Source organism: Mycobacterium sp. (assembly GCF_004298145.1).
Classification (GTDB): domain Bacteria; phylum Actinomycetota; class Actinomycetes; order Mycobacteriales; family Mycobacteriaceae; genus Mycobacterium.
In genome coordinates, this window is the sequence record NZ_SCRH01000013.1 from 102,894 (window position 1) to 123,411 (window position 20,518).

The 20,518-nt window shown below is 67.0% G+C and carries 22 protein-coding genes and 3 tRNA genes; 14 read left to right on the plus strand and 11 right to left on the minus strand.

Annotation, left to right across the window (positions count from 1 at the left end):
* Positions 1–9 precede the first annotated feature (9 nt).
* The gene (locus EPN51_RS04990; RefSeq protein ID WP_293037975.1) at positions 10–648 is read right to left on the minus strand and encodes a histidine phosphatase family protein; all 639 of its coding nucleotides are present in this window, start codon (positions 646–648) and stop codon (positions 10–12) included.
* A gap of 121 nt (positions 649–769) precedes the next feature.
* On the opposite strand from EPN51_RS04990, the gene EPN51_RS04995 reads away from it, so the two are divergent.
* The 6 genes from EPN51_RS04995 (at position 770) to EPN51_RS05020 (ending at position 6,213) form a co-directional block, all read left to right on the plus strand.
* The gene (locus EPN51_RS04995; protein WP_293037978.1) at positions 770–1,441 is read left to right on the plus strand and encodes a class I SAM-dependent methyltransferase; all 672 of its coding nucleotides are present in this window, start codon (positions 770–772) and stop codon (positions 1,439–1,441) included.
* Between the two features lie 68 nt (positions 1,442–1,509).
* Positions 1,510–2,568 (plus strand): phosphotransferase family protein, encoded by a 1,059-nt coding sequence (locus tag EPN51_RS05000; RefSeq protein WP_293037981.1) that lies wholly within the window; start codon positions 1,510–1,512, stop codon positions 2,566–2,568.
* A gap of 11 nt (positions 2,569–2,579) precedes the next feature.
* On the plus strand, positions 2,580–3,344 hold the full coding sequence (locus EPN51_RS05005) for an SDR family oxidoreductase (RefSeq protein ID WP_293037984.1): 765 nt from the start codon (positions 2,580–2,582) through the stop codon (positions 3,342–3,344).
* A gap of 13 nt (positions 3,345–3,357) precedes the next feature.
* Positions 3,358–4,641, plus strand: coding sequence for an acyl-CoA dehydrogenase family protein (locus EPN51_RS05010; RefSeq protein ID WP_293037987.1), 1,284 nt, complete (start codon positions 3,358–3,360; stop codon positions 4,639–4,641).
* A complete protein-coding gene (locus tag EPN51_RS05015) occupies positions 4,622–5,245 on the plus strand; it encodes a TetR/AcrR family transcriptional regulator (protein WP_293037989.1) in 624 nt (207 codons plus the stop codon). The genes EPN51_RS05010 and EPN51_RS05015 overlap by 20 nt, the downstream gene beginning before the upstream one ends.
* The gene (locus tag EPN51_RS05020; protein WP_293037992.1) at positions 5,245–6,213 is read left to right on the plus strand and encodes an NADPH:quinone oxidoreductase family protein; all 969 of its coding nucleotides are present in this window, start codon (positions 5,245–5,247) and stop codon (positions 6,211–6,213) included. The genes EPN51_RS05015 and EPN51_RS05020 overlap by 1 nt, the downstream gene beginning before the upstream one ends.
* A gap of 13 nt (positions 6,214–6,226) precedes the next feature.
* On the opposite strand, the gene EPN51_RS05025 is transcribed toward EPN51_RS05020, so the two are convergent.
* On the minus strand, positions 6,227–8,104 hold the full coding sequence (locus tag EPN51_RS05025; protein WP_293037995.1) for an alkyl sulfatase dimerization domain-containing protein: 1,878 nt from the start codon (positions 8,102–8,104) through the stop codon (positions 6,227–6,229).
* Between the two features lie 178 nt (positions 8,105–8,282).
* Between EPN51_RS05025 and EPN51_RS05030 the strand changes: the two genes are divergently transcribed.
* The gene (locus EPN51_RS05030; RefSeq protein ID WP_293037998.1) at positions 8,283–8,768 is read left to right on the plus strand and encodes a lipoprotein LpqH; all 486 of its coding nucleotides are present in this window, start codon (positions 8,283–8,285) and stop codon (positions 8,766–8,768) included.
* A gap of 17 nt (positions 8,769–8,785) precedes the next feature.
* Here EPN51_RS05030 and EPN51_RS05035 read toward each other — a convergent pair whose 3' ends face one another.
* The 5 genes from EPN51_RS05035 to EPN51_RS05055 form a co-directional block, all read right to left on the minus strand.
* Entirely contained in the window at positions 8,786–10,288 is a 1,503-nt protein-coding gene (locus EPN51_RS05035; protein WP_293038001.1) for a HAMP domain-containing sensor histidine kinase, read from the minus strand.
* Positions 10,266–10,970 carry a response regulator transcription factor gene (locus EPN51_RS05040; RefSeq protein WP_293038146.1) on the minus strand — a complete coding sequence of 235 codons (705 nt, stop codon included), beginning with the start codon at positions 10,968–10,970 and terminating at the stop codon, positions 10,266–10,268. Before EPN51_RS05040 ends, EPN51_RS05035 begins: the two co-directional genes overlap by 23 nt.
* Positions 10,971–11,091: 121 nt before the next feature.
* Complete coding sequence (locus EPN51_RS05045; RefSeq protein WP_008263106.1) at positions 11,092–11,247, minus strand: DUF6131 family protein; 156 nt, start codon at positions 11,245–11,247, stop codon at positions 11,092–11,094.
* A 22-nt stretch (positions 11,248–11,269) separates the two neighbouring features.
* On the minus strand, positions 11,270–11,509 hold the full coding sequence (locus tag EPN51_RS05050; protein ID WP_293038148.1) for a hypothetical protein: 240 nt from the start codon (positions 11,507–11,509) through the stop codon (positions 11,270–11,272).
* 267 nt (positions 11,510–11,776) lie between these two features.
* Complete coding sequence (locus EPN51_RS05055; protein WP_293038094.1) at positions 11,777–12,733, minus strand: class I SAM-dependent methyltransferase; 957 nt, start codon at positions 12,731–12,733, stop codon at positions 11,777–11,779.
* Positions 12,734–12,858: 125 nt separating this feature from the next.
* Between EPN51_RS05055 and EPN51_RS05060 the strand changes: the two genes are divergently transcribed.
* Positions 12,859–13,218 carry a nuclear transport factor 2 family protein gene (locus EPN51_RS05060; RefSeq protein WP_293038097.1) on the plus strand — a complete coding sequence of 120 codons (360 nt, stop codon included), beginning with the start codon at positions 12,859–12,861 and terminating at the stop codon, positions 13,216–13,218.
* 15 nt (positions 13,219–13,233) lie between these two features.
* Entirely contained in the window at positions 13,234–14,268 is a 1,035-nt protein-coding gene (locus tag EPN51_RS05065) for a phosphotransferase family protein (protein WP_293038099.1), read from the plus strand.
* A 468-nt stretch (positions 14,269–14,736) separates the two neighbouring features.
* On the opposite strand, the gene EPN51_RS05070 is transcribed toward EPN51_RS05065, so the two are convergent.
* Positions 14,737–14,809, minus strand: a tRNA-Arg gene (locus tag EPN51_RS05070).
* Positions 14,810–14,851: 42 nt separating this feature from the next.
* Positions 14,852–14,940: transfer RNA gene (locus EPN51_RS05075), tRNA-Ser, on the minus strand.
* Positions 14,941–15,024: 84 nt separating this feature from the next.
* Here EPN51_RS05075 and hisC point away from each other — a divergent pair.
* Positions 15,025–16,092, plus strand: coding sequence for a histidinol-phosphate transaminase (gene hisC / locus EPN51_RS05080; protein WP_293038101.1), 1,068 nt, complete (start codon positions 15,025–15,027; stop codon positions 16,090–16,092).
* Between the two features lie 10 nt (positions 16,093–16,102).
* The gene (locus EPN51_RS05085) at positions 16,103–16,576 is read left to right on the plus strand and encodes a DUF4334 domain-containing protein (RefSeq protein ID WP_293038104.1); all 474 of its coding nucleotides are present in this window, start codon (positions 16,103–16,105) and stop codon (positions 16,574–16,576) included.
* A gap of 79 nt (positions 16,577–16,655) precedes the next feature.
* On the opposite strand, the gene EPN51_RS05090 is transcribed toward EPN51_RS05085, so the two are convergent.
* A complete protein-coding gene (locus tag EPN51_RS05090) occupies positions 16,656–17,237 on the minus strand; it encodes a TIGR03086 family metal-binding protein (RefSeq protein WP_293038107.1) in 582 nt (193 codons plus the stop codon).
* A 23-nt stretch (positions 17,238–17,260) separates the two neighbouring features.
* Here EPN51_RS05090 and EPN51_RS05095 point away from each other — a divergent pair, with 23 nt between their 5' ends.
* Together EPN51_RS05095 and lipE are read left to right on the plus strand one after the other, a co-directional pair.
* Positions 17,261–18,085 (plus strand): crotonase/enoyl-CoA hydratase family protein, encoded by an 825-nt coding sequence (locus tag EPN51_RS05095; RefSeq protein ID WP_293038109.1) that lies wholly within the window; start codon positions 17,261–17,263, stop codon positions 18,083–18,085.
* Positions 18,086–18,122: 37 nt separating this feature from the next.
* Positions 18,123–19,358 carry a lipase LipE gene (gene lipE, locus EPN51_RS05100; protein WP_293038112.1) on the plus strand — a complete coding sequence of 412 codons (1,236 nt, stop codon included), beginning with the start codon at positions 18,123–18,125 and terminating at the stop codon, positions 19,356–19,358.
* A gap of 26 nt (positions 19,359–19,384) precedes the next feature.
* On the opposite strand, the gene EPN51_RS05105 is transcribed toward lipE, so the two are convergent.
* A tRNA-Ser gene (locus EPN51_RS05105) sits at positions 19,385–19,471 on the minus strand.
* Between the two features lie 37 nt (positions 19,472–19,508).
* On the opposite strand from EPN51_RS05105, the gene EPN51_RS05110 reads away from it, so the two are divergent.
* Positions 19,509–20,480 carry an NAD(P)H-quinone oxidoreductase gene (locus tag EPN51_RS05110; RefSeq protein ID WP_293038115.1) on the plus strand — a complete coding sequence of 324 codons (972 nt, stop codon included), beginning with the start codon at positions 19,509–19,511 and terminating at the stop codon, positions 20,478–20,480.
* The last annotated feature ends 38 nt before the right edge of the window (positions 20,481–20,518 follow it).

The window sequence follows — 20,518 nt, forward strand, 5'->3', positions numbered from 1 at the left end:
GGTTGGCCGTCAGGCCGTCCCACGGCCCGCATCGTCGTCGAGCAGCCTCTGGTTTCGCGGCAACAGATCCCAGACGTGTTCGGTGGTGTTGACCGAGGCCACCGTCGCCTGACCGGACCGGGAGAACAACAGCCGCGTCACCGACGCGTAGTCGACGGGAAAGGACAGCAGTCGCGCCGTCCCGAGAATCTCGTGCAGCAGCACGTTGATCACCCCGCCGTGGCTGAAGACCGCGGCCGTGTCCTCGGGATCGGCGGTCGCGACGAGGTCGTCGACCGCGGCCCGCACCCGGGCACGAAACGCGTCCTCGTCGACCGCGCTGGGCAAATGCCCTTGGGCCAGGCGCGCCCACTCCTCGGGCATTTCCGCACGGATCTGCTCGATGGGGATGTACACCGGAAGGTCGCGGTCATACTCCGCGAATCGGTCGTCGATCTCGACGGTCAGCCCGCGGTCCGCCGCGACCGGTTCGGCCGTCTGGATGGCGCGGCGCTGCGGGCTGCTCACCACCCGCGAGAGGGGAAACCTCGCGAGCGCCTTGGGCAGTCGCTCGATCTGGGCCAACCCTGCCTCCGACAGGTCCGGGTCGGAACCTTCGCCGTGTTCGCTGCGCAGCGGCAGCGCGTGCCGGACCAGAAGCACTTGCATGTCTCTTCCTGTCTTTAGGTGGGGCCGGTCCGAAGTCTCTCATCGCTGGATGCATGTCGTTCAAGGCGTGCACAATCGCTCTGGGTAGCTCTGGGTCGCCCGAAGCCGAGGAGGATTCTCAATGACGGAGCCGGACAGGGATTGGGACGCCGCCTACCGGCAAGCGGCGCCACCTCCGTGGAGCATCGGCCGGCCCCAACCGGAGCTGGCGCGTCTCGTCGATCAGGGCAGGGTCCGCAGCGAGGTGCTGGACTCCGGTTGTGGGCATGCCGCGCTTTCGTTGGCCCTCGCTGCGCGCGGCTACACCGTGGTCGGCCTCGACGCCAGCGCGACCGCCATCGCCGCGGCGGCCACCGCGGCCGCCGAGCGCGGCCTCACAACCGCGAGCTTCGCGCAGGCCGACGTCACCAGCTTTCGTGGCTATGACGGCCGCTTCTCCACCATTCTGGACAGCGGACTGTTCCACGCGCTGCCGCCGGAACGGCGCCAGGATTACGTGCGGTCCATCTTTCGGGCCGCCGCGCCCGGCGCCGCCCTGTACATCCTGGCCTTCGCCGCCGGGGCATTGGACCAGGCCCATCCGGACCGGCCGGGCCCGCCGGGCTTCACCGAAACCGAGTTGCACGACGCCGTCTCGACGCTCTGGCAAGTCGACGACGTTCGCGTCGCCAAGATCTACGGCAACGACGATGCCCCCGGGTCATCGGAGGGCCCGCTCGCACATCTGGAACACGACAACGACGGCCATTTCATGGCGCCCGGGTTCCTGCTGAGCGCCCACAAGCCGGGCTGAGCCGCCAAATGCTTGCCGCGCCTAGCGTGGAGAATGATATTCTCCGTGTGGAGATTGGGGAGTGCAGGATGGTTGAGCAGGTGACAGGCGGCGCCGAATCGGGGCTGGACGCGGGCATCCTCGCCCGTTGGCTGGACACACATGGGGCACCGGGTGGCGGTGAACGGCCGCAGCTGACGCAACTGAAGGGCGGTTCGCAGAACACCCTGTATCTGGTGGAGCGCGGCGGTCAGAGGATGGTCTTGCGGATGCCCGGCGCCCGGGCCGACGCCGCGCGCATCGATGGCCTGCTGCGCGAGATCCGCCTGGTACGGGCGCTGTCCGGCACGGATGTGCCGCACGCGGCGCTGATCGCCGCCGACGACACCGGCACCGTGCTCGGCCTACCGTTCTACGTCATGCAGGCGATCGACGGGTGGAGCCCGATGGACGGCGGGTGGCCATCGCCGTTCGACACCGACTTCGGCGCCCGGCGCGGTCTGGCGTTCCAATTGGTCGAGGGCGCCGCCAAACTCGGCCGGGTGGATTGGCGCACACAAGGGCTCGACGGCTTCGGTCGCCCCGACGGCTTCCACGAGCGGCAGGTCGATCGCTGGCTGGCGTTTCTCGATGCCTACCAGGTCCGCGAGCTGCCGGGCCTGGACGAAGCCTCGGACTGGTTGCGTCGCAACCGCCCGGCGCATTACCGGGCGGGCATCATGCACGGCGACTATCAGTTCGCCAACGTGATGTTCGCGCACGGGGAGCCGGCGCGCTTGGCGGCGATCGTGGACTGGGAGATGACGACGGTCGGCGATCCGCTGCTGGACCTGGCCTGGTGCCTGCTCGGTTATGACGGCGAAAAGCCGCGCGAGGACGGGTTTTATCTCGACATGCGCGGCATGCCCACGCGCAGCGAGCTGTTGGAGCACTACGAAACGGTCAGCGGGTTGTCGACGGAGAACATCGACTATTACCTCGTGTTGGCCAACTGGAAGCTCGGCATCGTGCTAGAGAAGACGTATGCCGCCGGCGTGCGCACCGGGAAAGTCGACCCCAAGATCAAGGACGCATTCGGGCCGATGATTCTTCAGCTCATCGCCACCGCGGCAGAGCTCGCTCGAGCGTTACCGTCCAAGACCGACTAGGGGCCGCTGAAATGGGTTATGCCGATCAGCTTTTCGATCTGACCGATCGGGTCATCCTGATCACCGGCGGCAGCCGCGGACTGGGGCGGGAGATGGCCTTCGGCGCGGCTCGCTGCGGCGCGGACGTCGTGATCGCCAGCCGCAACATGGACAACTGCGTCTCCACCGCCACCGAGATCGAGGCCGAGACCGGGCGTTCCGCCATGCCGTATCAGGTGCACGTGGGGCGCTGGGATCAACTCGGCGGCCTGGTCGACGCGACGTACGAGCGGTTCGGCAAGGTCGACACGCTGATCAACAACGCGGGCATGTCGCCGCTGTACGACAAGCTCACCGACGTGACGGAGAAGCTGTTCGATGCCGTCGTCAACCTCAACCTCAAGGGCCCGTTCCGGTTGTCGGCGTTGGTGGGCGAGCGCATGGTGGCGGCGGGCCGGGGCTCGATCATCAACGTGAGCACGGCCGGGTCGCTGCGTCCGACGCCGGACATCATTCCCTACGCCGCGTCCAAGGCCGGGCTCAATGCCATGACCGAAGCGCTGGCGAAGGGTTTCGGTCCGACGGTGCGGGTCAACACGCTGATGGCCGGGCCGTTTCTCACCGATGTGAGCAAGGCATGGAACCTGGACGCGGCCAAAGGCAATATGTTCAGCCATCTTTCGCTGCAGCGCGCGGGAGACCCACGTGAAATCGTCGGCGCGGCACTGTTTTTGGCGTCCGATGCGTCCAGCTTCACCACCGGCTCGATCCTGCGGGCCGACGGCGGAATCCCCTGAGAGGAGTGTTCGAATGTCCTGGGACTTTTCAACCGAGCCGGAGTTCGAGGAGAAGCTCGAGTGGATCCGCGAATTCGTTCGTGACGAGGTGCAACCGCTGGAGGTGATCTTCGGAGGCTGCGAGTTCCTGCCACTGAACGATGAGCGGCGCCGCATTGTCGACCCGCTCAAACAGCAGGTTCGCGACAAGGGTTTGTGGGCACCGCATCTGGGCCCGGAGCTGGGCGGGCAGGGTTTCGGCGCGGTCAAGCTGACGTTGATCAACGAGATCCTGGGCCGCAGCCCGTGGGCGCCGATCGTGTTCGGAACGCAAGCGCCCGACACCGGCAACGCCGAGATCATCGCCCGCTTCGGAACCCCGGAGCAGAAGGACCGCTACCTGGCTGGGCTGCTGTCCGGGGAGATCTTCTCGTGCTTCTCGATGACCGAACCGCAGGGCGGCGCCGACCCGCGGGTGTTCACCACCCGGGCCGTCCGCGACGGTGACGACTGGGTGATCACCGGCCGAAAGTACTTCTCCTCCAACGCCTCCGTCGCCTCCTTCTTCATCGTGGTCGCGATCACCGATCCCGACGTGTCCGTCCATACCGGCGCATCGACGTTCCTGATCCCGGCCGGGACCGAGGGGCTTGTCCTGGAAGCCAACCACCACCTGGTCGGCGCCGACCCGCACGAGCCCGGGCATTCCCTGGTGCACTACGACGATGTGCGCGTGCCCGCCGACGCCCTGCTCGGCGAGCCCGGTCAGGGCTTCCCGATACTGCAGACCCGGCTGGCCGGCGGGCGGCTGCATCACGCGATGCGGTCCATCGGGATGGCGCAGCGCGCCGTGGAGATCATGTCGCGGCGGGCGAAAAGCCGCTTCACCCAGGGTAGTCTGCTCGCCGACAAACAACTGGTGCAGGAGTTCGTCGCCGATTCGTACACCGAGTTGATCCCGTTCCGGCTGACCGTGTTGCACGCCGCCTGGCTGATCGACAACGGCGACGAGCGCGCCGCCCGCGCGGAGATCGCCGCCTGCAAGATCCTCGCGTCGCAGGTACTCAAATCGATTGCGCTGCGCGCCATCCAGGTGCACGGCGCGCTCGGGCTCACCGACCAGCTGCCGCTCGTCAACGTGTTGCTCGGCGGCATCGCGCTCGGCCTGGCCGACGGGCCGACCGAAGCGCACAAGGTCAACCTGGCCCGGATGCTGCTCAAGGGGTACGAGGCCGAGGAAGGCGACTGGCCCAGCGAGATGCTCGACGTGCGGCGCGCGGCCGCCCGCGCCAAATACGGTGACCTCGTTGACCTCTGACAGGGTGACTGCGGCGGTCGAGCGGGCCCTGGATGACCGCCAGCGGGAGGCCACCGAGGAGGTGGAACGCATTCTGGCCGCGGCGGTGCGCGTCATGGAACACACGGCACCCGAGCCGCCCCGGGTCAGCGACATCGTCGCCGAGGCGGGTTCGTCGAACAAGGCTTTCTACCGCTATTTCGCGGGCAAAGACGATCTCATCCTGGCCGTCATGGAACGCGGGGTGGCCATCGTCGTGTCCTACCTCGAACACCAGATGGCCAAGGAATCCGAGCCGCACGACAAGGTCGCCCGATGGATCGAGGGCACACTGGCGCAGGTGGCCGACCCGCACCTGATCAGCATGACCCGAGCGGCGGCCGGGCAGATGTCGGTCGGCACGAGTTGGCGCGCGGCCGACCAGGAGATGATGCGGCCGCTTCGCGAGCTGCTCGTCGAACCCGTTGCGGCACTGGGCAGTAGCGACGTCGAACGCGACGTCGAGGCGGTGTTCAGCTGCACGGCGGCGACGCTGCGCCGCTATGTGGGCTCGGCGGAGGAGCCCGGGCCCGACGACATCGCACACGTGGTGCGGTTCTGTTTACGTGGGTTGGGGGCCAGTTGATGCGCGCGGTGGTCTGTCGTTCCTATGGCACCCCCGAGGACCTGGTCATCGACGACGTGCCCGACCCCGTTCCCGGGCCCGGCCAGCTGCTGGTGCGGGTGCGCGCGGCCGCGGTCAACTTCCCCGACGTGCTGTTCATCGCCGGCAAGTACCAGGTGAAAATCCCGCCGCCGTTCATCCCCGGCAATGAGATCGCCGGTGAAGTCATCGCCGCCGGCGACGGCGCGCCGTTCGGTCCGGGACAGCGGGTAGCCGGGACCACCTTCGGGGCGTTCGCCGAACAGGCCCTCCTCGACGCGAGCCAGGCGGAGCTCGTGCCCGAGGACGCCGACTTCGCGTCGGCCGCCGCCTTCGGCGTGACGTACCGGACCGCCTATCACGCGCTGCGCACGACCGCCGCGGTCACAGAAGGAGATTGGGTCGTCGTGCTCGGCGCCGCGGGCGGCGTGGGGCTGGCCGCGGTCGATCTGGCGGTGGCGATGAAGGCGCGGGTGCTGGCCGCGGCGTCGAGTCCGGAAAAGCTCGAGCTGTGCCGGCAGCGCGGCGCCGAGGCGACCGTCGATTACGACCGGGAGGACCTGAAATCACGGATCCGTGAACTCACCGGCGACAGCGCGCGCGTGGTCCTGGACCCGGTCGGCGGATCGTATTCGGAGCCGGCGCTGCGCGGGCTCGCGCGTGGCGGCACGTTCGTCACGCTGGGCTATGCGGCCGGAACGATCCCGGCCATTCCGCTCAATCTCATACTGCTCAAAGACATCTGTGTGCGCGGCATGGAGATTCGCACCTTCATGACAGACCGGCCCGATGAGGCCGTGCGCGACTTGAAGGAGCTGTCGCAGATGTTCGCCGCCGGCACGGTCCGGCCGTACATCGGCGCGCGATTCCCGCTGCCGGAGACCGCCGCCGCGTTGCGGCATGTGGCCGACCGCAAGGTGCTGGGCAAGGTGGTGATCGACGTCGGGTGACGCCGACCGGGTCTCACGGCGTGACGATGTTGAAATTCGGGTCCGGCGCGTCGAGCACATCCAGTAAGGCCTGCAGCGCACCCCGGTCACCGGAGAGCTCCACACCGGGTGCGCTGAAATCACCCGATACCAGGGCGAGGAGCCGAATCTTGCCGGCCAGTCTGACCGTAACGGTTGCCGTCGCGGGATCGGGTGCGGCCTTGCGGTGGACGAGCACCCCGTTGCGCAGGGTGAGTCGGTAGTCGACCGCCGTGTCGGCAAAGATGATATCGATGGCGAGGTCGCGATCCCAGCTGCGCGGGCCGTTTACCCGGATGGCCAGGCCGTCGAAGATCTGCTCCGGCGTCAGTTGGGAAAGCATTGTGGGGGAAGCGACCTGACCCGCGGTGCCGAAGTTGCCGTCGCGCAATTCCGTCGCCCCGCTGAGGAAGAAATTGCGCCAGGTCGCGTTTTCGGCACCGTAGGCCAGTTGCTCGAGCGTGTCGGAATACAGTGCGCGGGCACCGGCATGCCCACTGTCGGTGAAAATCGCATGATCCAGTAGGGTTGCGGCCCAACGGAAGTCGCCAGAGTCGAATGCGGTCTTGGCGAGGTCGACGACTCGGTCGATGCCGCCCATCGCCTCGACATACCGGGGCGCGAGGGCCTCGGGGGGATGGGGCCACAGCCGGGCCGGGTTGCCGTCGAACCAACCCATGTAGCGCTGGTAGATGGCTTTGACGTTGTGGCTCACCGATCCGTAGTAGCCATGGGTGTGCCAGGCCTGCTCGAGTGCCGGTGGCATCCGGAACATTTCGGCGATCTCCACACCGGTGTAACCCTGGTTGAGCAATCGCAGCGTCTGGTCGTGCAAATACGCGTACATGTCGCGCTGCAGCGACAGGAACTCCACGATGCTCTCACGTCCCCAGGTCGGCCAGTGGTGGGAAGCGAACACCACGTCGGCGCGGTCGGCGAAGGTGTCGATAGCCTCGGTGAGGTAACCGGACCAGGCGTGCGGGTCACGCACCAGCGCACCGCGCAGGGTCAGCAGGTTGTGCAGATTGTGGGTGGCGTTCTCCGCCATGCACAGCGCGCGGAAACGCGGGAAATAGAAATGCATTTCGGCGGGCGCCTCGGTGCCGGGCGCCATCTGGAACTCGATCTCCACGCCGTCGATCGTGCGTTTTTCACCGGTGGTGCGGATGTCGACGGTGGGGACGATGACGGCGACCTCGCCGGTGGACGTCGCCTGGCCGAGTCCGCAGCCGACCTGATCCAGGGGTCCCCGCGGCAGCTGGGCGCCATACATGTACGTGGCCCGCCGCGTCATTGCCGGTCCGGCGTAAACGTTTTCCCGCACCGCATGCTCGACGAAGCCTTCCGGTGCCAGCACTTCCACCATGCCGGCGTCCACGTCGGCCTGCGAGGTGACGCCCAGTACGCCACCGAAGTGATCGACATGGCTGTGGGTGTAGATCACCGCGACGACGGGCCGGTCGCCGCCGCGCTGCCCGCGATAGAGCGCAAGCGCCGCCGCGGCCACTTCGGTGGACACCAGGGGATCGATGACGATGATGCCGGTGTCGGTTTCGACGAAAGTCACGTTGGAGATGTCGAAGCCGCGCACTTGATAGATACCCGGCACCACTTCGTAGAGGCCCTGTTTGGCGGCCAGCGTCGATTGCCGCCACAGGCCGGGGTGCACCGACGTCGGGGCCGCGCCGTCCAGGAAGGCGTAGGCATCGTTGTCCCACACCACTCGGCCGTCGGCCGCTCGAATCACGCACGGCGACAACGCGGCAATGAATCCGCGATCGGCGCTGCGGAAATCCGCGTGGTCCTGAAATGGCAGGAAAAATTCGCGATGGGCGGACTCGATGACGGGACTGGGGGGTTTGTGGTCCACCATTTGTACCTTGCCATTGATGCAATAGTCCGCGAAAGCCGTTCCCGGCGGCATTTCACCCGCTAAATAATGAACACAGCAACAATTTCTCGGGGTTCTGGATTCTCGGTCCAGTTAACCCGCATACTGCCCAGACGGCTCTCAATGCCGAGGGCCGCAACTTTCGGGCAAAGGAGAACAGGTGAAGCGTCAACTGACGGTCGCGGTGGCCGGAGCGGCAATTCTGGCCGCGGGCATTTCCGGCTGTTCGAGTGGTAACAAGTCGGCTACGAACAGTTCCGCGAGTAGCTCGGGTACCAGCGCGTCGGCAAGCACCGGCGGTGCCGCCGGCACGAAGGTCACCATCGACGGCAAGGACCAGAACGTCACCGGTTCGGTCGTCTGCACAAATGCGGGTGGCACCATCAACATCGCGATCGGTGGCGCGGCGACCGGCATCGCCGCCGTGCTCAGCGACGGCAACCCCCCACAGGTGAAATCCGTTGGGCTGGGCAACGTCAACGGTGTGACGCTCGGATACACCTCCGGTACCGGCCAGGGCAACGCCACCGCCAGCAAGGATGGCAACAGCTACAAGATCAGCGGCTCCGCCACCGGGGTCGACATGGCCAACCCGATGCAGCCGGTGAACAAGCCGTTCGAAATCAATGTGACCTGCACCAGCTAGGCCGATGCGGGCGGTTGTCATCCGTTGGGTGGCAACCGCACCGTGAACTCGGTATGGCCCGGCGAGCTGTTCACCGCGATCGTCCCGTTGTGCGCTTTCACCACGGCCGAGACGATCGCCAGACCGAGCCCGGTGCTGCCGCCCTTGCGCGAGCGCGAGGAATCGCCGCGGGCGAACCGTTCGAAGACCTCCGATTGCAGCGCCACCGGGATGCCGGGTCCGTTGTCGATGACCTGCAGCACGGTGTGCGACGGCTCGGTGCTCAACCGCGTCGTCACAACGGTGCCCGCGCCGGTGTGGACGCGGGCGTTGGCAAGCAGATTCGTCAGCACCTGGTGGAGCCGCGCCGCGTCACCGGTGACGACCACCGGTTCTTCGGGCAGGTCGAGTTCCCATTGATGATCCGGTCCCGCGACGTGAGCGTCGTTGACCGCATCGACCGCCAACCGTGACAGATCTACCGATTCGCGTTCCAGCGGCCGGCCGGAATCCAGTCGGGCCAGCAGCAGCAGGTCCTCGACGAGGCGCGTCATCCGCTCGGTCTCGGATGCCACCCGGCTCATCGCCTGCGCTACCGCCTCGCGGTCGTCACCCATCCGTTGCGTCAGTTCGGTGTAGCCGCGGATCGCGGCAAGAGGCGTGCGCAGTTCGTGACTGGCGTCGGCGACGAACTGGCGAACGCGCGTCTCGCTGGCCTGGCGCGCCGAAAGCGCCTCCGCGATGTGGTCGAGCATCCGGTTGAGCGCGGCGCCGAGTTGTCCCACCTCGGTGGAGGGGTTCGCGTCGGATTCGCGCACGCGCACAGGTAGTTCGACCTCGCCGCGCGACAGCGGCAGGTCGGCTACCTCGCCCGCGGTTTGCGCGACACGGCGCAACGGCGCCAGTGCCCGCCTGATGATCACGACCCCGGCGATCGTCGCGGCCGCCAGCGCGACCGCCGTGACGATGCCGAAAGTGACCAGCATGCGGATCAGGGTGGCGTCGATGTTGGACATGGAGAGGCCGGTGACGATGATGTCGCTGCCATTCCGGCTCGGGGCCGCCACGACACGGTACCGGCCAAGGCCGTCCAGGTTCAGCGTGACCGGCGCGCGGTTGCCGGCGATCTGTTCCAGTTGGGTCCGGGCGGTCGGGGTCAGGTCGTCCCGCGCGCCGCTGCTGGTCAGGTAGCCCGCGTCAACCGTTTTGCCCTGGCTGACGACCGCCGCCACCATGCCCGCCGGCTGTCCCGGGGCGTCCAGGAACCGAGGCCCGGGCCCCGGCCTCGGCCTCGGGTAGTAGGAGTGCTGGTGGTGGTGGTGCCATCCCGGGTGGTTCGGTTCGGGGTACATCAGCGCCGAGCGGAATGAGGTCCCGGCGAGTTGGCCGTCGAGCTGCTTCACCAGGTGATGGTTCAGCGCCAGCTCGGTCCCCGCGGTGATGCCGACGCACACGATTGCCAAGACGACGATCTGTCCGACCAGCAGCCGCAGCCGAAGGGACCAGACCCTCCGCGGGTCAGCGGGCCGGCTTGAGGACATAACCCGCGCCGCGCAGCGTGTGGATCATCGGATCGCGACCGTTGTCGATCTTCTTGCGCAGGTAGGAAATGTAGAGCTCGACGATGTTGGACCGGCCGCCGAAGTCGTAACTCCATACCCTGTCCAGGATTTGGGCCTTGCTCAGTACCCGCTTGGAGTTGCGCATCATGAACCGCAGCAGTTCAAATTCCGTCGACGTCAACGAGATCGGCTCACCGGCGCGGGTGACCTCGTGGCTGTCCTCGTCGAGGACCAAGTCCCCGACCACCAGCTGCGCGCCGCTGTCCACCGTCGTCACCCCGGTGCGCCGCAACAGCGCCCGCAAGCGCAGCACGACCTCTTCGATGCTGAATGGTTTGGTGACGTAATCGTCACCGCCGGCCGTCAGGCCCGCGATGCGATCTTCGACCGCGTCCTTGGCCGTCAACAGCAGCACCGGCAGCTGCGGGATCTCCCCGCGCAGTTTGTGCAGCACCTCGAGGCCGCTCATGTCGGGCAGCATCACATCGAGAACAACCACGTCCGGACGCTGGTTGCGGGCGGCCGCGACGGCCGATTCCCCATCCCCGGCGGTGGAGATGTTCCAGCCCTCATACCGCAGCGCCATCGACACCATTTCGGCCAGGACGGGTTCGTCGTCGACGACCAGCACGTTGATGGGGTTGCCGTCGGCACGGCACATGACAACCCGCTCTACCGAGGCTCGGGGCTGCGTCACAATCTCCAGTATCCGCCGCCGACTGAGCCGAGCCTATGACCAACCTATGCGCGCCCTGTGAACAGATCGCGCGACGGCCGGAGCGTTAATACCAGTAGCGCCTGCCGGCGACGGGGCGGCCGATCGAGCCAAGGATCCACAGGATCGCGCCGATCACCAGCAGCACGATGCCTAGCGTGGTCAGCACGGGTACGTGGAAGAAATACCCGAGAACAAGCAGGACAATTCCTAAGATAACCATTTCGACTTCCTTCGGGTGTGAGTTAGAGATTGATCGCTGGCATTGAACTTGGTTGCGGCAGATGACAATCCGTAACCTTCGGGTTGACACCGAAGTAATTCAAGGGTCCGGCGACCACGGTCACCGCAACCGTGCCCGCTGAGGCGCAGGTCGTTTGGTCGTTTTTGAAGTAATCCCGTTGCCACGCCGCGAAGGCTCCGATCAGCAACCACACCAAAGCAACCGTTCCGATGATCCCACTGCCACGCATCGTGACCTCCAATGTGGTCGAGCAGAACTTTCTCGTGGACCTGAAGTTACCCATTCGACTTATGTCTAAACATGCAATGGGTTATGCGGCAGTGCTTGTCGGCACGTCCCGGCACGTCAGAGGCGGTCGGCGGGCGCGCGACGGCCCGCTTCGCCGACCCTGGGGACAGCCAAGCGTCCTGAAGAAGCTCAGCTAATTCGAGGACTTCGTCCCAACTCGCGACATCCCCACCCGGAATGGCGTGACCGAGCAGCTAAATCGTCAGCGGCACTTTCGATCTCAGCGTTCGGACCGCGGCGCTCGCCGCTGCGCCGACACGTACAGGGTGGGCGGCATCGAATCCTCCGCACCCAGCGGAGTCCGGCGGCCGTACCGGGCCATCAACTCCGCGAACGTCGCGGTCGCGACGTCCCAGCCGCGGTCACGCAGCCAGCCGTCGACCGGCGTGCGCTCCTCCGGGTACCAGAGGTCGTCGAAGTCGGTTATCTCGGCGTTGACCAGTTCGGCGGCCGCGGCGCGCATGCGCCGCATGTCCTCGCGCTGACGCTGCACCCGGGCGGGGTCGGTGAAACCCGACTCCGGGACGTTGGACGCCAGCCAGCTGCCCTCGACGCTCAACGAATCTATCCGCTCGAACAGCAGGTCCTGGGCCTGCGCCGGCAGATAGCGAACGAGACCTTCTGCCGACCAGACCGCCGGCCGAGAAGCATCAAACCCCGCTTCCTGCAACGCTTTCGGCCAATCCTGGCGCAAATCGATCGGCACGTTGACCAGGTGCGCGGTCGGATTCGCGCCGTGCTCACGCAGGGTGTTGGATTTGAATTCCAGCACCTTGGGCTGGTCGAGCTCGTAGACGACCGTGCCGTCGGGCCACGGTAGCCGCCAGCTGCGCGCGTCCAGTCCGGCCGCCAGAATCACCACCTGGCGCACCCCGGCGTCGGCCGCACCCAGAAAAAACTGGTCGAAAAACGCCGTCCGGGTGGCCATGAAGTCGACCATCAGCTGCAGCCGCGCACGGAGATCCGGCTCGATCTCGGCGGCCTTGGCCAGCAGCGCCGGATTCGCATAGATGCTCCACATCCCCTGGCCCGCGGCATCGACGAACACCCGCGCGAACGGATCGCTGATCAGCGGGTTCTCGCTCTCGGTCTCCGCGGCACGCGCGGCGGCAACACCGAGCGCGGTGGCGCCGACGCTTTGGGTGATCTCCCAGGAATCGTTGTCGGTCCGCGGCATCGCCAGCTCCCTTTCCTAGAAAGTAAGTTATGCACACTATTCTTCCAGCCACCGCCGCCGGAGGCCGCCCGTCGCCCCTGCCCTAGTCTTTTTCCCAGACGGTCCACAGGTTGCAAGGGAGTGCTATGACCCCCACCACGGCGCGTACGCCGCAGGAAGTGTTCGCCCACCACGGCACGGCGCTGGCCGCGGGCGACCTCGACGAAATCCTCGTCGACTACGCCGAGGACTCCGTACTGATCAGCCCCGCCGGCATCGCGCGCGGCAAGGACCCCATCCGCAACGTCTTCGCGCAACTGCTCGCCGATCTGCCGGATGCCAACTGGGACTTGACGACCCAGCTCTTCGACAAGGATGTGCTGTTCCTGGAATGGGCCGCCGATTCGGCCGCCAACCGGGTCGACGACGGTGTGGACACCTTCGTGTTCCGCGACGGCATGATTGCGGCGCAAACCGTCCGATACACGCCGCACCCGAAGGGCTGAGGAGTGGACCTGAAAATGGACTCGGTGAACCTGGAAGCCGTAGCGGAATGGATGTCCGGGCGGGGGCTCGGCGAGGGCCCGCTGGAGGACGTTTCCACCGTCACCGGCGGAACGCAGAACGTCATGCTGCGGTTCAGCAGGGCGGGGCGGCCCTACGTGCTGCGGCGCGGGCCGCGACACCTGCGTCCGCGTAGCAACAACGTGATCCTGCGGGAGACGAAAGTCCTTGCCGCACTGGCCGGTTCCGACGTGCCCCATCCCCACCTGATCGCAGTCTGCGAGGACCCCGCGGTGCTGGGCGACGGGGTCTTCTACCTGATGGATCCGGTCGACGGATTCAACGCCGGCGAGGTTCTGCCGCCGTTGCATGCGGGCGATCCCGCTGTGCGCTATCGCATGGGGTTGTCGATGGCCGACGCGCTGGCCAAGCTGGGTGCCGTCGACCATGTCGCCGCCGGCCTCGCCGAATTCGGCAAGCCGGAGGGCTTTTTGGAACGCCAGGTGCCGCGCTGGCTCTCCGAGCTGGAGTCCTACAACGACTACGACGGGTATCCGGGGCCACAGATCCCCGGGGTCGAGGAGGTGTCGGGCTGGTTGGACCGGCACCGGCCGGCGCACTGGACGCCCGGCATCATGCACGGCGACTACCACGCGGCCAACGTGATGTTCTCGCGCACCGGGCCGGAGGTGGTCGCGATCGTCGACTGGGAGATGTGCACGATCGGCGATCCGCTGCTGGACCTCGGCTGGCTGATCACCACCTGGCGCCAGCCCGACGGTTCGGCCGTGTTCAGTCACGCCCTGGGCGGACAGGATGGATTGGCCAGCACCGACGAGCTGTTCCAGCGATACGCGGCCAACACGACCCGCGATTTGTCGCACATCACCTGGTACACCGTGCTGGCCTGCTTCAAGCTCGGGATCGTGATCGAGGGCACGCTGGCGCGGGCCTGCGCGGGCAAGGCGGAGAAGGAGGTCGGCGACCAGTTGCACGCCGCCACGGTGCATCTGTTCGAGCGGGCGCTGGGCCTCATCGACAACGCGGGCTGACCCACTGATAGCTCGTCTCGTGCCGCCCTGTTCCGAGGAAGGCGAGCCGACCGAGAGCGTCACCGAGCCGCCCCACCGGGGCCATGTTGCGGGCCCGTTCGGGGGACGCTAGGGCGGGAGCGACGACGCGGAACGGATCGTTGCCGGGGCCTGGCCGGCCCTGGCAGCGCGGGTGTCCCGGGTTCCGTCAAACCCGAGGGCGCAACAGCGTTCGACCGCTTACCACAAGGTGCAAGTGGTGACGCCCAATGCGCTTGTGCTGCAACCGCAACCCGACGTCATGAATGCGCTGGAGGCGATTACTACGGCGGCGAGGATTTTAGTGACACGGGACATGACTCAACTCCGATGGTTCGCACGGAACTGAACTGTTGCCCGAGGCCGTTGATATTACGCGCGGGCCGGGCTGAGCGGAACCACGTTTGGACGCGAAATGTCAAGCATCAACCGGCGTCATACAGGAGTGAGCGCGCCCGAAGGGATTCGAACCCCTAACCTTCTGATCCGTAGTCAGATGCTCTATCCGTTGAGCTACGGGCGCTTGTTCTTCAGTTGTGGTTCCGTGTTCCGTTAAAGGACCCAGCGGAGGCGAGAGGATTTGAACCTCCGGTCCCCTTTGAGGGGGACAACTCATTAGCAGTGAGCCCCATTCGGCCGCTCTGGCACGCCTCCCTTTGGACTTTCTGAGGGTACCGACCCCTTTCCGGTCTCGCGGAACCGGCCATACTGTACACAGTTGAGACATAAACTGTCGAAGTGACCGCCCGCCTGCGCTCCGAACTGGCCGGACTGCCAGTGTATGTGCCCGGCAAGAACGTGCCGGGGTCCATCAAACTGGCCAGCAACGAAACCGTTTACGGCCCGCTACCCAGCGTGCATGCGGCGATCGAGCGTGCCATCGCGATCGTCAACCGCTACCCGGACAACGCCAGCGTGGACCTCAAGGCAGCACTGGCCATGCACCTGGGTTCCGATATCGCCCCCGAGCACATCGCCGTCGGCAGCGGCTCGGTCACCTTGTGCCAGCAGCTGGTTCAGATCAGCGCCGCGGCCGGCGACGAGGTGATGATCGGCTGGCGCAGCTTCGAGTGCTACCTGCCCATCATCCAGGTCTCCGGCGCGACCACCGTCAAAGTGCCGTTGACCGACCACACGCACGACCTCGACGCGATGCTCGCGGCGATCACCGACCGCACGCGGCTGATTTTCGTCTGCAACCCCAACAACCCGACGTCCACGGTCGTCGACCCGGACGCCCTGGCCCGTTTCGTGGACGCCGTACCGTCGCACATCCTGGTCGCCATCGACGAGGCCTACGTCGAATACATCCGCGACGGCATGCTGCCCAACAGCCTGGAGCTGGCGCTGGCTCACAGCAATGTCGTTGTGCTGCGGACCTTTTCGAAGGCCTACGGGTTGGCGGGCTTGCGCGTCGGTTATGCGGTCGCCCACCCCGACCTGATCACCGCGCTGGACAAGGTCGTCATGCCGTTCGCGGTGACGAACGTCGGGCAGGCCGCCGCCATCGCGTCGCTGGAGGCCTCCGACGAGCTGATGGCCCGCACCGACGCGCTGGTCGTCGAGCGCACCCGCGTGAGCGACACTCTGCGCGACGCCGGATTCGAGCTGCCGCCTTCGCAGGCGAACTTCGTCTGGCTGCCGCTCGGGTCACGCACGACGGACTTCACCGAGCAGGCCGCCGACGCACGCCTGGTGGTGCGGCCGTTCGCGTCCGAAGGCATCCGTGTCACCATTGGTGCGCCGGAGGAAAATGATGCCCTGCTGCGTTTTGCCTGCGACTGGATCGCCCGCACCGAACCGTAAGGAGTCGCCCGTGGACCTCGCGCGGAAGAAGTTCACCGAGTTCAAAGAGCACAGTGGCGACATCGCGGATTCCGAGCTCGACGAATTCTGGGCGGAACTCGCGCCGGCGACGATCGAGGGGATGCTCGGCGAGTGGAAGGGCGGCGAGTTCCAGACCGGCCACAAGATGAACGGGCAACTGGAAAAGGCCGGGTGGTTCGGCAAGACGTTCAAATCCGTCAGCGACGTGCAGCCGCTGGTCTGCCTGGACGCCGACGGCAACAAGTTCTCGAACGTCGAGATGGGCAAGGGCGAGGCCAGCCTTTGGCTGGAGGACTTCCGCGGAGAGGTCACCGCCACCATGGTCTACGACGGCCAGCCGGTGCACGATCACTTCAAGAAGATCGACGACGACGCCGTGATGGGCATCATGAACGGCAAGGGCGTCCGGGACTTTCAGGGCGGGGTGGGCAAGTACTACTACTTCTACCTCGAGCGGGTCTAGCGTTCGCCGAGCGTGCACTGGCGGCGAAAAAGCTGCCCGGATTTCGCCCTGTGTGCACGTTCGACGAAAGCCCAGCGCGCTAGGCCGGATTGCGGCCGGTGAACGCGACCAACTGCTCGAGCGCGCCGGCGTTCGCGGGCACGTCGACCGGGTCGTCGAATCCGGCTTGACCCCGCAACTCGGGCCTGATGATCTGGCGGGCCAGCCCCAGCACGTATTCGGACAGCGGCTCGGCGGCGTCGACCTCGCGCCCGAGCGCGGTCGCGTAATCCCAGGCGTGCACCAGGAATTCGATCGACAGGACGGCGCACGCGCTCTTGGCGGGCATCTCGCCCTTGCCGAAGGGCACCGACCCGTCCAGGCCGTGGCGGTGCCAGGCGTCCAACGCCGGCCGGGCCGCGGCGATCACCTGCCGTTCCACCGAATCGCCTTCGTCACGCTCGGGAAATTCCGCGCCCACCATGCCCCCGAGGGCCGTGATCGCGTTCACCAGGTGTCCGGTCAGCTGGGACACATCGAACTCCGCGCAGGGTGTCCGCCGCGACAGGTCGTCGTCGGCGACCGTATGCAGCACCCGCTGCAACACCCCCAGGGTGTCCTCGGCGCTGCGCAGCTCGTCGGCCGGTGGGGAATGCGGGCCGGGTCGCAAGTCAGGAGACATATTCGCCACGCTACGGTCTCGATATGGCGCAAGCATACGAATCCGTCACCGTGGAGAAGAAGGACCGCGTCGCCCAGGTGACGCTGATCGGGCCGGGCAAGGGCAATGCGATGGGGCCGGCCTTCTGGTCCGAGCTGCCCGAGCTGTTCGGAGCGTTGGACGCCGACCCCGAGGTTCGGGCCATCGTGCTGACCGGTTCGGGCCGCAACTTCAGCTACGGCCTGGACGTGCCGGCGATGGGGGGTTCATTCACCCCGCTGCTGTCCGGCGACGCGCTGGCCGGCCCGCGCGCCGTGTTCCACCGCGAGGTCAAACGCATGCAGGGGGCGATCACCGCGGTCGCCGACTGCCGGACCCCCACCATCGCCGCGGTGCACGGCTGGTGCATCGGCGGCGGCGTCGACCTGATCTCGGCGGTGGACATCCGCTACGCCAGCGCCGACGCCAAGTTCTCGGTGCGCGAGGTCAAGCTCGCCATCGTCGCCGACGTCGGCAGCCTCGCCCGCCTGCCGCTGATCCTGAACGACGGACACCTGCGTGAGCTGGCGCTGACCGGTAAGGACATCGACGCGGCGCGCGCCGAGAAGATCGGATTGGTCAACGACGTGTGCGCGGACGCCGAGGCCACGCTGGCCGCCGCCCACGCCACCGCCGCGGAGATCGCCGCCAATCCCCCGCTGACCGTGCACGGCATCAAGGACGTCCTCGACCAGCAGCGCATCGCGGCCGTCTCGGAGAGCCTGCGCTATGTGGCCGCCTGGAACGCGGCCTTCCTGCCGTCCAAGGACCTCACCGAGGGCATCTCGGCGACGTTCGCCAAGCGCCCGCCGCAGTTCACCGGGGAATAGGGGCACCCGCCGCCCGGCGGCACGTACCCTCGCTGAGGTGACACCCGACGGCAAGATCCGCCTCCCGGCCGACCTGGACGCGGTGACGGCGATCGGGGCGGAAGACCACTCCGAAATCGACAGCGCCGCAATAGACCGGATCTGGCAGGCCGCGCGGCATTGGTATCGGGCCGGCTTCCATCCGGCCATCCAGTTGTGCGTCCGCCGGCACGGCCGCGTCGTGCTCAACCGCGCGATCGGCCACGGCTGGGGCAACGCCCCGAGTGACCCGCCCGGTGCCGAGCAGATCCCCGTCACGCCCGACACCCCGTTCTGCGTGTACTCGGCGGCCAAGGGGGTGGCGGCGACCGTGGTGCACATGCTCGTCGAGCGTGGCGTCTTCTCACTCGACGACCGGGTCTGCGACTACCTGCCTACCTTCACCAGTCACGGCAAACACCGGATCACCATCCGGCACGTGATGACGCACAGCGCCGGGCTGCCGTTCCCGACCGGCCCGCGGCCGGACGTCAAGCGCGCCGACGACCACGAATACGCGCAGCAGAAGCTCGGCGAATTGCGGCCGATCTACCGCCCCGGGCTGTTCCACATGTACCACGCGCTGACCTGGGGTCCGCTGGTACGCGAGATCGTCTACGCGGCCACCGGCAAAGAGATTCGCGAAATCCTGGCCACCGAGGTCCTCGACCCACTGGGCTTCCGCTGGACCAACTTCGGTGTCGCCCAGAAGGACCTGCCGCTGGTGGCGCCGAGCCACGCCACCGGGCGGCCGTTGCCGCCGGTCATCGCCCAGATCTTCCGCAAGGCGATCGGCGGAACCGTGCACGAGATGATCCCGTATACGAATTCGCCGATGTTTCTGACCACCATCATCCCGTCGTCCAACACCGTGTCGAACGCGCAGGAGATGTCGCGGTTCGCCGAGATCTGGCGCCGCGGAGGCGAACTCGAAGGTGTGCGGGTCATCAGTCCCGAGACGATGTATGGCGCGGTGGCCGAATGCCGAAGGCTGAGACCGGATTTCGCGGTCGGGCTGCAGCCGGCCCGGTGGGGCACCGGCTACATCCTCGGCACCAACCGGTGGGGGCCGTTCGGGCGTAATGCGCCGCACGCCTTCGGCAACCTCGGCCTGGCCAATATCGCGATCTGGGCCGACCCGGCGCGCGGGCTGGCGGCCGGCGTGGTGAGCAGCGGCAAACCCGGGCGGGATCCGGAAGTTCGCCGGTATACGGCCCTGATGGACACGATCGCCGCCGAAATCCCCACCGGTTAGATCGGGCGCGGTCGGGTGACCGAAAGCGGTGGCGGAGGGATTTGAACCCCCGGACGGTTTTAGCCGTCTCTCGCTTTCAAGGCGAGTGCATTAGGCCGCTCTGCCACGCCACCGCTGATCAGGGTAGCGGCACTCGGTAGCGTGGCCACCATGCGCGCCATCGTCGCCGAATCCCCCGACCAACTCGCCTGGCAGGAAGTGGCCGACGTCTCCGCCGCGCCCGGCGAGGTCGTGATCAAGGTGGCCGCCGCCGGCGTGAACCGCGCCGACGTGCTGCAGGCCGCCGGCAAGTACCCACCCCCGCCGGGCGCCAGCGAAACCATCGGCATGGAGGTGTCCGGCGTCATCACCGAAGTCGGCGACGACGTCACGGAATGGTCTGTCGGGCAAGAGGTTTGCGCGCTGCTGGCCGGGGGCGGATACGCCGAATACGTCGCCGTTCCCGCTGGCCAGGTGCTGCCGATTCCCTCCGGTGTGGACATTATCGACGCGGCCGGGCTGCCGGAGGTGGCCTGCACGGTGTGGTCGAATTTGGTGCTCATCGCGGGCCTGGGCCGGGGCCAACTCCTGCTCGCGCACGGCGGAGCCAGCGGCATCGGCAGCCACGCGATCCAAATCGCGCGGGCACTCGGGGCCCGGGTGGCCGTCACCGCCGGCTCGACGGAGAAGCTCGAATTCTGCCGCGACCTGGGCGCCGACATCACCATCAACTACCACGACGAAGACTTCGTCGCCCGGCTGCGCGACGAGACAAACGGCGCTGACGTGATCCTCGACATCATGGGGGCGGCCTATCTGGACCGCAACATCGATGCCCTGGCCACCGACGGACAGCTCGTCATCATCGGCATGCAGGGCGGCATCAAGGGCGAGCTCAACATCGGCAAACTGCTCGCCAAGCGGGCGCGGGTCATCGGCACCACGCTGCGCGGGCGTCCGGTCGACGGACCGAACAGCAAGAGTGAGATCGTGGCGGCGGTGACGGCCGCGGTGTGGCCGATGGTCGGCGACGGCCGGGTGCGCCCGGTCATCGGCGCCCGCCTGCCCATCCAGCAGGCCGGTGACGCGCATCGACGGCTGGTGGCGGGCGAGGTGATCGGGAAGATCGTGCTCACCGTCTAAGCGGATTCGCGAGCGTAACGTGGCGGCGATTTTCGGGC